Origin of the sequence: Carnobacterium sp. TMP28, assembly GCF_047553015.1 — a bacterium.
GTDB lineage: Bacteria > Bacillota > Bacilli > Lactobacillales > Carnobacteriaceae > Carnobacterium_A.
In genome coordinates, this window is record NZ_CP180212.1 from 1,349,324 (window position 1) to 1,365,075 (window position 15,752).

8 protein-coding genes are annotated in these 15,752 nt (G+C 31.4%); all 8 read right to left on the bottom strand.

Annotated elements, in window-relative coordinates; all coding sequences use genetic code 11:
* Nucleotides 1-405: 405 nt before the first annotated feature.
* The 8 genes from ACMHYH_RS06520 to ACMHYH_RS06555 all read right to left on the bottom strand — a co-directional run bounded on the left by ACMHYH_RS06520 (nucleotide 406) and on the right by ACMHYH_RS06555 (nucleotide 15,325).
* A complete protein-coding gene (locus tag ACMHYH_RS06520; RefSeq protein WP_414838602.1) occupies nucleotides 406-1,530 on the bottom strand; it encodes a Fic family protein in 1,125 nt (374 codons plus the stop codon).
* A gap of 234 nt (nucleotides 1,531-1,764) precedes the next feature.
* On the bottom strand, nucleotides 1,765-1,887 hold the full coding sequence (locus ACMHYH_RS06525; RefSeq protein ID WP_414838603.1) for a hypothetical protein: 123 nt from the start codon (nucleotides 1,885-1,887) through the stop codon (nucleotides 1,765-1,767).
* Nucleotides 1,888-2,495: 608 nt separating this feature from the next.
* A complete protein-coding gene (locus ACMHYH_RS06530; protein ID WP_414838604.1) occupies nucleotides 2,496-3,086 on the bottom strand; it encodes a hypothetical protein in 591 nt (196 codons plus the stop codon).
* 184 nt (nucleotides 3,087-3,270) lie between these two features.
* Entirely contained in the window at nucleotides 3,271-5,118 is a 1,848-nt protein-coding gene (locus ACMHYH_RS06535) for a hypothetical protein (protein WP_414838605.1), read from the bottom strand.
* Nucleotides 5,115-7,313, bottom strand: a complete 2,199-nt coding sequence (locus tag ACMHYH_RS06540) for a glycosyltransferase family 2 protein (protein WP_414838606.1) — start codon at nucleotides 7,311-7,313, stop codon at nucleotides 5,115-5,117. The genes ACMHYH_RS06535 and ACMHYH_RS06540 overlap by 4 nt, the downstream gene beginning before the upstream one ends.
* A 1,284-nt stretch (nucleotides 7,314-8,597) precedes the next feature.
* On the bottom strand, nucleotides 8,598-9,422 hold the full coding sequence (locus ACMHYH_RS06545) for a histidinol-phosphatase HisJ family protein (RefSeq protein WP_414838607.1): 825 nt from the start codon (nucleotides 9,420-9,422) through the stop codon (nucleotides 8,598-8,600).
* Nucleotides 9,423-10,108: 686 nt separating this feature from the next.
* Nucleotides 10,109-12,667 carry a hypothetical protein gene (locus tag ACMHYH_RS06550; protein WP_414838608.1) on the bottom strand — a complete coding sequence of 853 codons (2,559 nt, stop codon included), beginning with the start codon at nucleotides 12,665-12,667 and terminating at the stop codon, nucleotides 10,109-10,111.
* A gap of 15 nt (nucleotides 12,668-12,682) precedes the next feature.
* On the bottom strand, nucleotides 12,683-15,325 hold the full coding sequence (locus tag ACMHYH_RS06555; RefSeq protein WP_414838609.1) for a hypothetical protein: 2,643 nt from the start codon (nucleotides 15,323-15,325) through the stop codon (nucleotides 12,683-12,685).
* Nucleotides 15,326-15,752: the final 427 nt, after the last annotated feature.

Sequence of the window (15,752 nt, forward strand, 5' to 3'; positions counted from 1 at the left end):
CTACGCTAGCTAAATCAGTAAATCACTAAAATAAAAAACAACCATTCTGTTAAATCTAACAATACATAAAAAACTATTCAATAGTTTTTTTCAAATCTTTAAAATCCTTTCAACATCTAAAGTAGTCTGCCCTAAAAAAAGGGTCTAAGTGGACAAGTTCACATAATAAAACCCTAAACTTGTCCGCTTAACCACAAAAACTGCCGAGTGAAGATCCGTTTTCATCCAACTTGGAACAAACTACCGTATCTTGGACAAGTGAAGACAAATAAGTACTAGACTTGTCTATTCTCCACCATCAAAAAAGAAAAAATACTTTTAAAAACCTCTAACTACTCAAGGTCTTTCTCTCTAATTTACTATCTAAAGTAATCTATATTTTCAATTTATTAGTATACCCCGTTTTTAATCTCTTAAGATACGCATTAAATCATAATTCCGATATTTTTTGTTCCGTTTACTCTGCTTATCTGTATATAATAATCCTTTTTCTACTAAACTGTTTAATGCATTACGTGCCGTTGCTTTTGATAATCCTGTGCCTACGGATACTGATTGAGTTGTAGCAAAAGGATCTGAAAAAGAATAAATCCACACTTTTTTTTCTGAATTTAGAGTTAATTTCTCTGTACCTTTAGCAGCTAACGCATCCGCCTTATTAAATTTATTTATTAATTGATCTGCCATTCTGTTACAGGCTGTCAAAAAAAACTTAATCCAACTAGCCCAATCCGGATCTTTTCCTCTGACACCATTTAATAAATCATAGTACCTCGCTTTTTCTTTTTCTAATTCTTCACTTACAAAAAAAACTGGATCTGCAATCAAATCGTCCTTGATTAAATTTAATACAATTAATATCCTACCCAAGCGTCCATTTCCATCTAAAAAAGGATGAATAGATTCGAATTGAGCATGAAGAATGGCTGTTTTTATTAAAGATTGTTCTTTTTCTTCATAAACATATTTTTCTTCATCTATTATTTTTTCAAAACTAGAATGTTTTTCTCCATTAATAAAAAACTCTAAGTTTTCCATATAATCATTAATTTCATTTGCTGATACAGGAATATAAACAGCATCTTCCAATTTATTTGTAGGTCCAATAAAATTTTGTATCTTTCTATAATCACCAGAAGATTGAACAGATCCTCTAGCTTCTTGCATCATAATCAAGTGTAACTCTTTAATCAACCTAGTACTTATAGGATACCCTTGATGAATACGTGCAACTCCTTCGCTTAGTGCTTGTTGGTAATTTTTTATTTCTACAACTTCCCAACGAGGATTTTTATCATTTTTTTCTTCCACCATATCTGTAAATGTTACTTGTGTGCCCTCAATTCTTGTAGATTGTACAGATTCGTTTAAGGATAAAATTTGAATTAAAGAATAATGCACAATAGAATGTTTAAACTCACTATTTATTTTTCCTATTTTATAATTCACTTCTGCAGATATATTGGCTATTTCTAAAGCTTCTTTAATACTTACAGCTATTGGTAACTTTTTAATACCTTGTTCTACCATTAGACTCCCTCACTCACTTAATTTTTCTTTAATTATCTCACATAAAAATATTTAGTACAATTTTATTGTTTTTTTTTACTAATTCTAGTTATTAGTTGTTATAAAGACAATTTTTAGCTAGTTTATCTCTAACTAAACTAAAATTAACTACTTACCTTAAGTCGTCTGATTAAACAATAAGACTCCACTCTTGTCCAATCCGGGATCAAAAAGGAAAAACTACTTTAAAAACCTTTAACTACCTAAAATCACTATTATTACTTTACTATCTAAAGTAATCAGCCCTAAAAAACCTTTTTTAGCCAGGTTCACATTGTAAAACACCAATCTCGTCCAATCAGCTGCCAAAACAGCCATATGGAACTCCATTTCCCTCCAACTCGGAACAAACCACCGTATCTTGGACAAGTGGAGACAGATACGTCCTGGGCTCGTCTTTTTTCACACACTAAAACATAAAAAGACACTAAAAAAGCCTTCAATTGCTTGAAGACTTTCTCATCTCTTAGGTAGATATGGTAATCTGCCCTAAAAAATCTGTTTTTAGCCAAGTTCACATAGTAAAACACTAAACTCGTCTACTCCACCGCAAAAACGGATAAGTGAAGCTCCATTTCACTCCAACTCGGAACAAACCACCGTATCTTAGACAAGTGAAGACAGATACAATCCACACTCGTCTATTTTCCCGCACTAAACATAAAAAAACGCTAAAAAAGCCTTCAATTGCTTGAAGACTTCCTCATCTCTTAGACAGATATGGTAATCTGCTCTAACAAAACCGATTATCAGACAGACCATCACCCTAAAACACTAAACTCGTCCGCTTAACCGCAAAAGTGACCGAGTGAAGACTACTTTCTTTCCAACTCAGAACAAATTACCCTATCTTGGACAAGTGAAACCAAAAACAACCTCAACTTGTCGAGAACCGTATCAAAACACCAAAAATCCAGCATCAATCGCTAGTCTACATATTTGTCATAAGCTTTTTTATCATAAAATAACGTTAAACTATAAGGCTTATCATTTGATCCTTCCCACATGCTACCTTTAATCAGCAAACTTACACCTAATCCTAAGTCGTTGTCATAATCTGAAGAATAATTATCTCCAAAATTAGGCTCTTTTAAGTTTCCTTCAAAAGCTAAAGCTTCTTCAATAAGGGGATTGGTCGCAAAATCAGCTTTTTTTAGTATCATTCGACTATCTTCTTCATCTACTTCAAAAAACGTAATTTGTCTGACGGTATCATTCGCTGCATCCGCTGTTACTGTAAAAATACTAGGATACATGTAATTTATTTCTTGTTCCTCGTCAAATTCATAAGGTTGGATCATCATTTCTGAACCAAAATACGCTCTAAAAAATTCGGCTGTCTCTTTTCCACTCTCAAGATTATAGGTGGCCTTTAGTTCATTGACTGATTCACTTTTCAAAGATTCCTCTGTTGATTCAGAAGAAGAAATCGTTGTCCTTTCACCTTCTGAGCAGCCAACTAAAACTAGTGCCGAAACGATTAATAAAAAACCAATAGACTTTTTAATACAACTCATTCCTTCCCGTTCGGTGATGTCATCCATTATAGAGTATAACCCTAGCTAGTGTCTAAAGTTCCTTTTTTCTAATAAAAAAAACTGCTAGATTCAGCAGTTCTCCTTTACCTCATTTTAAGCGTTAGGTAGACTAGATACTTGTTTACCCAGTTAAAACTCACAATCAGATTATCGGTACCTCTTTTTATAGTTTTTTTATTAATTCAGCAGTTGTATACATCCCTGAATGAAGATCTAAGTCTGATAGTTGCTTATTCAACTCTTTGAACTCTGTTTGATCTTCTAGAAAAATAATGTAGTCGTATGTTTTAATTAAAGAAGTAAAAGCCTCTTTAGTCATCTCTAGCGAGCCCAGTGTATCAACATCTTGACTGTAAAGATAATACTTGCCTACAAAACGAACATACTCATTTTCTACCTCTTTTGTGTCAGAAGAAATAATTAAGTAACGATTCGTATTCAACTCTAGCTGATCTCCTGCAATTTCTTTCACTTTATAGGGTACCGTTGTTTTGTAGTCATTATTTGTATAAATAATGCCATTATTTTCAGATAACAATAAACCAACAGCAATAAAGAAAAGCATAGCCGTTGATACTTGATAGGCTTTTTTATGTTTAACACTCTTAAAAGACTTGTACGTTCTAGCTTGTAGCGAAGGCTCGTAAAAAAGCTTATCCATTTCTATTGCCATCACCAATGCATAAATACCCAGTCCAAAAATAACCATACTAGAAGCATACCGTTCAAATCCAGCTAAGACAAGGGCCTCTTCGGTCGGCATTGAAAAAAGAAACATCAGTAAAATACCTATATAGTAGACAATAATTGCGCTGTCTAAAGCGATAAATACTGTTAATAAATGTGATTTGCGTTTAAATCCAAAATAGATAACCGCTATCGAAACAAGGAATAAAACTTGAATCAGTAAAATCCCTTGTACGGATAAACTCCCTAACTGAGTCAATGCCTCACGATAATTAGTCGCTACCTCGCTAATGATACTAGACGATTTACTAGAAAAAATTTCCTGATAAGAAGATACACTGACTGCATGCTTAGATGTCACGTCGACAAAAGTCTCTTTCACGTGTCTTATCCAAATGATATCCAATACAAAAGAAAAAACAATCGTACTGAATACAAGAACTAAATTGCTACTTGCAAAGCCATATTTTTTAGTTGCCTTGATTGCGATAAACAAATAATAAACTAGGGCTATTAAAACAAAGAATAAGCCACTATTTTTTATGATGCTTAAAACAGATAAAACAACCGCTGCATGAAAGCTGGCTCGTTTTAAGTCTTCTCGATAAGTATAGATCCCTGCAATAGCAGCTAAAGCTACTAGTGGCAATAAGAAATCAACCAATAAATTATTCATTCGAATAGAAAGATTAAAATAATGAAATAAAGCAAATACTAAGAAAAATAGCCCACTAACTAGTAATTTCCGATCATCTCGTATAACTGAAAACAACGAATACACTGCTGCTAGGATAAGTAAAAACTGACTAATCAATAAGACTCCTTCACTGTACCCAACAATCCAACTAACATAATAGACAAACAATGAACTCCCAATTGGATAAGCTGAAAAGCTAATAATTCCTGTACTTGTTGTAGGTAAAGAAGATTCAGTCAATAAATATTTCACCATTAAAGACCAATGCGAAAAGTTATCATAATGCACTAGATTTGAAACAAAAAGAGTCGCACCAAATAAAAATAGAATCAGCATAAAAAGAAGATCAATATAGTCAACTCGTATCGCCTGCACGAGAGAACCTGCTTTATTTTTATATCGACTAACCAAGTAATAGAAAACCAAAAGAAGTCCACCTGCTAATAAAGCGATTGAGGCAACTTTTAGTAGATTGATTAATACGGCCACATACAAAAAGATAACATAAAAGCTATACACAACAATCCACGTTAATCGTTTTTGATAATCCATTTTGTCTCTTAAACATAAGACATAGCCGTAGCTAGATAGGAAGAAAATAACCAATCTTAAGAGTTGTTGTGTCATCCTTTATTCCCCCACTCTACTAACATAGTCAAAAATTCTTCTTCTTGCGCAATATCGGTTAAATTAACAACTTTAAAACAATAAATAGACTCTTTTGTTACAAAATGGTCAAACAATAGGGTAAACAAAACACCTTGATAATCAAATATCCCTTCTTCTGCTAAAGGCAACTTGTGGGGAGTTCTAAAATAAATAAACTCAAAATCAAATTGAATAAGTGTTGCTTTTTGGTCAAAAAGACTGACTTCTTCATTTAAATCAATCGTTGCTTGCACAATTTGTCCAGGACCTTTCTCCTTTTGAATTAATTTTAGCCTTCTCACTAAAATTTCAATTAATTCATCAGCTGGAGTCATCCAGATGTCTCGTTTTTGGGGCAAGTATTGATTAAAGCGATCGTGCATAATTTGTAAATACTGATTAAAGTTCTCTCTATTTGGTCTCTCAATCGACACGCCATAACTCCATTCTTGCGCTTTAGACACTACGCGGACTATTTTACCTGTTAAATGGGTTTTATACTTTGCTGTTCGTACTTCTAGCAAAAGTTCTTTTGACGTATCAAAGTAAATAGGGTAAGTAGATTTAAAAGACAATCCATCCTCAGATAGGTTCTCTGTTTTTAAAGCATACGATTTGCCGTTTTGCTGAACAGTAATCTCTTCCTCTAATAAAAACCGCTCATTCGTCCGATAAAAAGGACGCTTGAAACAATACAATACAGCAAAAGTTAAATTTAGAATATGATGCAGTAACCAAAAGCTAATAACACTGCCATAAAATAGATCCATTCCAAACTTCCCATAATTAAACTTAACCAATCCGATAATGGATAGAATCAGTAAAATTAAATGCGGCAAGACAAACAACCGATCCATCTTAGAATCCTCAGTTGTTTTATTGGTTACTTTAAAAGTTTTTTCTGATAATCCAATTGATTCAAGAAAAACGGGAATCACTAAATACGGTGCAAAGATTGTCTCTTGAATCTCACCCCATCGTTCAGAGCGAATGTCACTAGTCACATCTTTCATCGCTAATTTTAATAAGACATAACTAGGCAACCAAAATAAAACCAATACCCAAAAATTCGTTGCTACAATCCTAACGTCAAAAACGGTAAACAAAATAGGTGCCATAATATACAATAACCGTCTAGAAAAAGACCACCAATACAAATAGCTATTCGTAAAAACAATGCGCTGGGCCAGCGTTAATTTTTTATTGACTAATACTTTCATATTGTAAACACTCTTCAAAACACCCCTTGCCCAACGAATTCGCTGTTTAAGTACTCCTGGGATATCTTTGGGCGTTAACCCACTTGCCATTGGTTCAATTGTAGAAATAGTCTTGTAACCGCACGTATTGATGGCCACTCCTAATTGAAAATCTTCTGTGATAGTATTCGTTGGAAAACCACCGGCTTCTTCAATGGCTTGCCTAGAAATCAAGGTATTGGATCCTGTATAAATAGCACAATCATGAGCATTATTTAATACGTTTACTTCTCTTGAGAAAAAATCTTGCTCATTTGGGATGGATTCTTCTGCAAAAAGATTGTACTGAAATAAATCCGCATTGTAAAAACTCTGTGGTGTCTGAACTAATCCTATTGGCTTTTCACCGTCCTCTAGAGAGCCAATAAAATAAGGAACAGTTTCTATTAAGAAGCCAGAATAAGGAATCATATCTGCATCAAAAGTCGCAATCAAAGGAGACCTTGTTTGACTTAAAGCATAATTTAAATTTCCCGATTTAGCATGAGTATTATTTTCTACACCTAAATGGGTTATACCAAACTCTTTTGCTAAAGCGCTAATTTCTGGTCGATTCTTATCGTCACAAATGTAAATATGTACTTTACTTTTATCTGGGTAATCCATAAATGTACACCCATTAACCGTCATATACAGCAACTCATACTCTTCGTTGTGTGTCGCAATAAAAACATCTACATCTGGGTAATCTGTTGTTTCTATCTCTGGTTTAATGAGTTCTCGGTATTTGTGCTTACTCCAAATCAAAATAAAGGCTGTGAAACTTGAGATGACTTCACTAAATAATAGTAAAACACCTACGATTAAAGCAAAAAGTGAATCATCTAGTGGCAACGTATAAAAAGCACGCCACATTAAATAAACGACTGCCGAAATCCCCGCTAACCAATAGATGAATATTTTTTTATTTTTCATTTGTTACTCCTTATTAGACTCTATTTTTTATTCACTATCCCATTGACTTACTGATGACTAAAATCTTAGCCATCACCTGTATGACTCATTTTAAGTTAGCATAACTGATCACACTAATTGCTGAAAACTTCTTAAAAAATGAGCAGTAAGTTATTTATATAATAGCATAAATAACGAGCTGTTTATCAAAAATAAGTGTCTTTTTTGAAAAATAAAAAATAATAGTCGTATACTAAAATTAACTTCTTATTAGTTAATATCTTCCTGTTCTGTACATTACCTAAAAGCTTTGAAATTTCTTCACCATCTAAAGTAATCTGATCGGATAAACGCTATTTTTAGCTGAGTCATCACTACAAAACACTAAACTCGTCCAATCAGCCACTAAAACCACCGAGTGAAGCGTTATTCTCCTCCAAGTCGGCACAAACGGACGTATCTTGGACAAGTGGAACTAGATGCGTTCCAGACTCGTTCAAACTGCCATCAAAAAAGCAAATCTACTTTAAAAAAACTATCCACTACCCAAAAGCTTTAACATCCCTTCACCATCTAAAGTAATCTGATCAAATAAACGCTATTTTTAACCAAGTCATCACTACAAAATACCAAACTCGTCCAATCAGACACCAAAACTACCGAGTGAAGCGCCATTCTCCTCTAAGTCGGCACAAACGGACGTAGCTTGGACAAGTGAAACCAAATGCGTTCCAGACTCGTCCGTTTTTCAGTATATCAAAAAACAAACCTACTTAAAAAAACTATCCACTATCCAAAATCTTTAAGATCCCTTCACCATCTAAAGTAATCTGATCGGATGAAACGCTATTTTTAGCAGAGTCATCACTACAAAATACCCAATTCGTCCACTCAGCCACCAAAAATACCGAGTAAAGCGCCATTATCCTCCAAGTCGGCACAAACGGACGTAGCTTGGACAAGTGGAACCATATGCGTTCCAGACTCAGCCAAACTGGCATCAAAAAATAAACCTACTCAAAAAAACTATCCACTACCCAAAAGCTTTAAGATCCCTTTACCATCTAAAGTAATCTGATCGGATAAACGCTATTTTTAACCGAGTAATCATTGCAAAATACCCAACTCGTCCAATCAGCCACTAAAAACACCGAGTGAAGCACAATTCTCCTCCAAGTCGGCACAAATTGACGTATCTTGGACAAGTGGAATCATATGCATTCTAGACTCATCCAAATTGACAACACCAAAGAATACGAAAGCACAAAAAAGCCTTCAAGTATCTGAAGACTTTCTCATCCTATTCTATTTAACGTTTTTTTTCATCTCACTTAAAGGCAGCTGTGTTGGTTGTTGCTTCTCAAAAATTGTAACCGATGAGATACCATTTTTTTCTAACAAAGCAAACGCATCTTCAAAATGATAGGCGTAATAGTCAGTTGAATGGGCATCTGAGCCTAGTGAGACTAGTTTTCCACCTAATGCCACATACCATTCAATCATCTGCTCATAGAGTGCCACATTGCCGTATTGGTACATGCTACGTGTGTTCAACTCGAGTGCTAGTTGTTTATCGATTACTTTTTGCAAAACTTGTTTCAATATAGATTCATGTCCTTGTAATTGCTCTACAGAAACAGCAAACAAACGAATGCCGTAATCAAAGTGAGCCAAGACATTAGCGGTAGGAAAATTGGTTACAGCTTCTAATAATAAAGGAAAGTATTCGTTCATCACGTCTTCTACGTCTTTTTCTTTCATCACCGGTTGCAAGAAATCGTATTCGCTAGTTTGATGAACACTCAATAACTGCACATCAAACTCCTTGCCTTTTAAGTAGTCTTGAATTTGATCAAAAGACTCCTTCGTGTAGCCTATCTCAATGCCTTTACGGATACGATTGCCGTGTTTTTCATTTAGTTGGTCGATTGTTGCGCTGTAGTTTTCATAATCTAAGACGGTATCTTTTCCATCCCTAAAGCAATCATTAAAATCTAAGTGCTCGGTCGTTACCATTAATCCAGGTGTTTGCTTTAAATAATTTTCAAATTCTTCAGATGAATCAGGTGAAAAAAGCGTGTGCATGTGTTGATCATAAACAGTCATGATTCCATCTCCTCCACTTCTCATTTAGCCCTCCAAAAAATAAGCAGTCAGCCCTTCTTACTGTCTACTCTACTCGATTCTCCTTCAAACCTCAAGGCAATTGCGTTTTTCGAAACTCAGATGAACGTCCTCGCCAATTTCAACTAAATTAAACGAACGATACAACTCATCTACTCGCAATGGTATCCTTGCACAATCAACGTAAGAACGTACGTGCCTAATAGAAAGGTACCTAGAATTTTAAAAAGGACACCTCTATAGTTAGAAATATCCTTAGTATTGGCAAAACTAGTTTATTTAACGACATTCTTCCTGCACTTTTGGAACACATGGCAAATAGGCCTCCAAAGGTATATTTTTTTTGATTTGGTAGTCTTGTTTTGCTTTCAAAATACAAAACCTTCTGTAACTTGAATTAGTTCAAGTTTAACAAGAGGCTTTTTATTTTGAAAGGTACCTTTCTATTAGGCACTTACAATAAAAACAACAAAAAATCTACTAGTAACGTATTCACACGAATAGATATATTAAGACAATTAAATGCTGTTAAACTTGAAAAAATGAGTCCACTAACTAAAGCTTTTCGATTATCTCTACTAACAGCAAATTAAACGATTCCTTTTCTTGGTTTTTATCTCAAACTAATTATATAAGAGTATTGGAGTTATTTGTATTATGTCCAAGAAGACATAAAGACTTGTAAAGTGGTCTTACAGAGTTACTTCTTTAATAAACGATTGCTCTAAAGAAGATTTCCTTAAATATTCTATATACTGATAAACATCTTCATTTGCAAAACCATATCTGAATAATGCCGCCGCTAACATCGAATATTCATTATTTAAATTAGTTTGAAAGATGCTGCTATCATCTGTATTAATACTTACAGGTATATGATAGTCTAAATCTTTTAAAGATTCTTTCTCTAGTCCTACACGGTTAATTCCAAAAGCTGGTAAATCAATAAATTTTGTGATTGATGAAATTTTGCGATTAGAAGATGGATTAACTTCAACGCTTATTCCCTTTTCATATATTTTCTTTCGCAACAGGTTTTGTGCAATCTCTACTGCTTCTATATAATACAATTGAACTTCAAAAATTTCAGCTTGTTGCCCTTGTTGACGTAAAAGTAGATTATTATGATATAAATAATACAATTTTTGTGCTTTTTCATTCATAAAGGCCTCTTGGTGTTTTTTATTATCACTATTTAATTGGTGTTCTTTATTTGGTTTTTTCATTATATTATCGTATATCATCTTTTTTCTACATTCAAATACTTCAGATACCTTATATTCACTAGGATTATCACCACGCAATTGATATGCACACATATAATCGTACATAGAAAATTCAAAACATAAGTTTGTATTGCAAAATAATTTTTTTGAATATTTTTCAAATTCTTCTGCTAAATAAAGTAACATATTGTTGTGATAATCAGCAGAATTTTCCGATATGATAAGATAATACATCCAACTAATATCATCTACATAATCTTGTAAAGTAGATGTCAAAAAATTTCGCTTTTTAGTAAAATAAGTTTTTATTTCTATTCCTAGCGCTAACGCGTGACCCAATCTATCATTTCTTTGAAAATTCAAGAACTCTACTACTTCATCAATTGCCCGTAAACCATTGCAAATCGTATTGAATTCTTCTCCTACATGATAGGTAAAATTCAAGTTATTACTCTTTTTACTTTCTAATCTATGTTTTCGAAACACAGGGCCAAAAACCTCTGGTCTGCATCTTAATTCTACATTCGCAGCATCGATTCCAATAATTTTCATTTTATAAAGATTGCTTGCCTCTGATAGACTAAAAAAACTAGAAGTTTTCTTTGATTCTCTATCAAGAGATACGCGCATTTCCTTGTTTCTCCACATTGAGATATTATGTCCATTATTTAGTGAATCACTATTTTTTATATAATGAATGATAATCCCATATTCAATTTTTGAAATAGCTTTATTTTCCACCTTATATTTTCTATAATATTTTTCATTGGTTTTATTTAGTGTATCGATTAATTTTATTAAGTCTTTTTTACTTTTTGGAGCGATACGAAATTCAATTTTTTTTATGTTACCTTCTTTATAATATTTATCAAATACACTTTCATAAATCAACAAGTTGTTATTTAAAAAACCTTCTTTGACACTTTCTTTCTCCTTGAACTTACCAAAACCCATACCAATATTGTCTTGAACAAATTCAAATTTTATAAGATTTAATCCTGCCAGATAAAAGTTAAATAGGTACATGAAGAATCTTGTAAAGTCTTTATTCAAAAGAATTACAAATAACTCAGTTAAAAATTTACGTTCTATCAAATAGCTTTGCTTAATATCTGCTGTATTTATCCTAAAATTATGTCGTCGAATTCGTTCTACTTTTTGAATTTTCTCACGAAACACTTCTAATTCTACACTAGTATTAACAACTAGCATTCGATACATTTCTTTTTCACTAATGCAATAGTCAGTATATTCTTTCTTCTTTTCTTCTGAAAAACACTTATTTCCAGTTTTATAAACATCTATGAACTGCATTAAATATATTCTAACCAATTTGAGTTTTTGAATGTATAAAATGATATCCTGATTTTTTTTCCCACTAGTCTTCAATTTCCCAAAATTATTTTCATTACTAACAAACTTGGCTAGTGCCTCTGTATCAAATATCTTATGACCTAACAATGTTAGCCAATTTAAATCAGACGTGTACCCTGAAGCTTTCAAATGCATGTGATTTTCAGCAATGCCTTTATCCAGTATCTTGTAAAGACGGTTATTTGTATGAGAAATAATTTCATCTGGTTGATAAGCATTTGAGTCAATATTATTTGACGCTAAAAATGCTGCAATAAAAATATTTCCATCTACTTTATTTATAAATCCATCCCATTCTAGAATATCATTAAAATCAACTCTAATATGAGAATTAACAAATTTAAATAGTTTTTCTGCATAAAAGGGAAATAAGAATAGTGTATTTGTTTCTCCAAACTTATTTTGAATATTTTGTTTCTGTTCTTCAACGATAATATTTACTTCATCCATATTATAATTATCAGGATAAATTTCTAAATATTTATTTTTTAAAATCTTTATAAACTGATCATTTTTTAAATCAAACATAGAAAATTGTTTCATACCATTTTCTGCAACTGTCTTATTTTCTATGTCCACTTTATTTAAAGCAAATAAGTTGAAATCTAGTTCTTTATACATAATTCGCATCAATCTATCTGCATTTATCATCTTTTAGAAACCTTTCTATTTTAATTCATATCTAATATTTTTTGAATCCAAGATATTTATAAACTGCTTTCTATCTTGTTTATTTAATGGACCACTTAACTTCGCCCTAACAGCCATATTATTGAGTTCATTGAGTTCAGTTTTATTTAATTTATCGCTTTCTTTTTTTAAAACATCTTTTATTGCATCTCTTAGCCCTTTTTTACTAGTAGGAATTAACACAATATTTGATGTTATATTCTTTTTAAAATTAGTTATTTCAATTGCTAGTGATTGCGATTTTGTATGTTTATTAATTGAGTATAAATCACTTTCTAATTCTTTATATTTTTTTAATAATATTTCATTGTCTTCTATATCAGCTCTTTTTATTTCTTCAAAATTTTCTACTAATTCTTGCCTATTTTTTAGTAGTAAGTCAATTGCATTCCATTCTTCTTCTGTATATTCTCTAAATATATTTTTATTTTCTTTGTTTTCAAAATTTTCATACAAATAGGTAAAGCCTTTTTCTGTATTTGAAAAAATAAATAGATTCTTTATTTGTTCTATTACAGAATATAGTGTGTAGTTAGGATTTGCTCCACTAAAATTAACACGTAGTAATTTATCCATATCGAACATTGAATAATATATATAATTTTCATCTTCAAAACTATCTTGTATATAATTTTTTTTAGTAAGATATGTTAGCAAATCAAAATAATAGGAGTAGTTTTTTTTTAAAATTATTTCTTTAATGTTTTTGTTGTAGTAAGGTTTATATGCATACGTAATGTTTTTTGTTTGGATGAAATTACCATTATTCTCTTTATTTTCTGTTTCCTTAGCACTATTCAATTTAAATCTCATATTTTGACTATTATTACCTTTCGCAGTAAATGTTGTGTACATTAATTTTTTTATTAAATTATCTAATATGAATGTGCTGTTATTATCAAAATTATCCATATTTAGATCAATATTCTCGATAAACTGTTTGTTATACTTAATTATGTTATCTGAATCTTCTACATAAATTAAACCATCCGGAGTTATCTTATTATTAAGCAAATTTAAATAAGAATCTATACTATTTTCTTTTTTAATATTCCCATTAATATATAAGTGCAATAGTTCAATACTATAAATAACCTTTATAACGTAGACAAAGAATACAGCCTCTGGGTCATCAGCATTTGTCATTTTATATCTCTCTAAGATTTCATAAACATCACCAATTGTGACGTTCTCATTGGAAACTAAGTTAATATTCAATAATTGATCCATATTTCCAAACGACTTCATTTCTTTGTTAGTACTTACTACCGATTTTTTAATTTCATGAAAAAGTGCTTGATAAATATTGTAATTCTTACTCTCTACGGGTGATCCTTCCCATTTTTTGATGATTTTCATTTCGTCAGTTGGCAGTTTTTCAGAAATAAAATCATAATAGTATTCTTTATATATTTTTAAATTATTTTTAATTATTTCCAAGTATTTTTCATCATCATTTTTCGGCATAACAAGTCTCTCGTGAACAATTTCAATTAATTGTAAAAGTCCTCTCATATTATCTGGTAATCCCACAATCATTTCCTCTTTTGCATCAACTGGCGTAATGTTAATTCTTGTTTTTTTAAAAATAGCAAAAACCAACCATTCTTTTACAGTAGCTCCCTTTAAAAAATTCATTGTTTTTTCATCTTCTGCATATTTTTTCACAAATTCTTTCTCGTAATTTAATTTTTCAGAATTTAATTCATCGAAATTTAAAAGTGCATATAAAACATCTGAATTTTTTTGACTCCATACTTCATTTGTTTTTTGTAAATAAACTCTTGATGAAAGCGGCAGAAGTTTTTCAATATACTTCGTTGACTGATTATAAATATCATTACTATCTATAAAACCTTCATTTTTCAGTTCTTTGTTTTCGTTCAATTTTTTTTGGACAACTGCATCTAACAACTGGACATCTCTGTATGAAACAATGACGGTAATATCTTTCAGTAAATATTTTCTGACATCTTCTAGCATATTATAAGTATCTTTGTTATCAACCAAATCTAAGTCATCAATACATAATACAATATTTTCTTTCCCTGTATATACCTTAAGATCATTAATTAACTTTGAAAGATTTTCATTAAACGATACTCGATTATTGATATCATTCAATACTTCCATACTTGTATTTTCATTAGAAAATACACTTTTATCGATTCTGAAATTTGCCAAAGTATCCATAATACCTTCAATTTCTTCAAACATTTTAAATTCTAACATTTCTCTACTATTTGAGTGTCCAAATAGATTAGAATAATTATTTGCTTTACTATTTTTATTAATATATAAATAAATGTTACTTATTAATAATTCTAACAAACTTATAGTTCCAGAAAAAACTCCAGGATCTACAATATCAAAAACAAAATAATCTCTATCTTTTAATATTTGACTTACCGTTTTTACTACAGAAGTCTTCCCACTACCTCTTTCACCTACAATACTAATAGATCTATTAGAATCTTTAGCGTTTATCTTATATTGGTCACAAAGTTCTAAAATCCTTTCAATACTAACGTGAAATAAATAATGCGATTTTTTATAGCTATACTCTTTTGCAGTTAATGTAACTTCTGTCCTTGCCGCCATCCAATTAATTTTATTCATTATTTCCTCCATCTTATCTAGTCATTAAGTTAGTATATTGATGCCACTATTTCATAAAGTCCCTTTTGTAATATAAGATATTTTATTGTAACAACGTATTTACCATTTCCATTATATAACATTATCAATGCTAATGCTCTACTTAAAAATAAATTTAAATCGTAAGTACCTAATAGAAAGGTATTTTTCAAAATACACACACTCCTGTAAAACTTAAACCAATTTAAGTTACATTAATGAAAGCAAAAAAGATATTGTCCCAGTTACATTAACCAATAATCCTAAATCTTCAGCTTCACAACTTTTAAAGTATAAGGCTTCTCCCTCTACATTGGTTGTTCGAGTTAAGTTCTCCCGAACAGAATTATTTTTATACGAAGATATTAAATCAGATTCTCTCCGTATTATCATATCGGAGCTGAGTTCT

What these genes read in the sequence shown, in the direction of transcription:
- ACMHYH_RS06550 (WP_414838608.1), bottom strand. Translation starts at nt 12,667, where the DNA reads ATGATAAATGCAGATAGATTGATGCGAATTATGTATAAAGAACTAGAT.
- ACMHYH_RS06520 (WP_414838602.1), bottom strand. Translation starts at nt 1,530, where the DNA reads ATGGTAGAACAAGGTATTAAAAAGTTACCAATAGCTGTAAGTATTAAA.
- ACMHYH_RS06525 (WP_414838603.1), bottom strand. Translation starts at nt 1,887, where the DNA reads ATGGCTGTTTTGGCAGCTGATTGGACGAGATTGGTGTTTTACAATGTG.
- ACMHYH_RS06535 (WP_414838605.1), bottom strand. Translation starts at nt 5,118, where the DNA reads ATGACACAACAACTCTTAAGATTGGTTATTTTCTTCCTATCTAGCTAC.
- ACMHYH_RS06555 (WP_414838609.1), bottom strand. Translation starts at nt 15,325, where the DNA reads ATGAATAAAATTAATTGGATGGCGGCAAGGACAGAAGTTACATTAACT.
- ACMHYH_RS06545 (WP_414838607.1), bottom strand. Translation starts at nt 9,422, where the DNA reads ATGAGAAGTGGAGGAGATGGAATCATGACTGTTTATGATCAACACATG.
- ACMHYH_RS06540 (WP_414838606.1), bottom strand. Translation starts at nt 7,313, where the DNA reads ATGAAAAATAAAAAAATATTCATCTATTGGTTAGCGGGGATTTCGGCA.
- ACMHYH_RS06530 (WP_414838604.1), bottom strand. Translation starts at nt 3,086, where the DNA reads ATGAGTTGTATTAAAAAGTCTATTGGTTTTTTATTAATCGTTTCGGCA.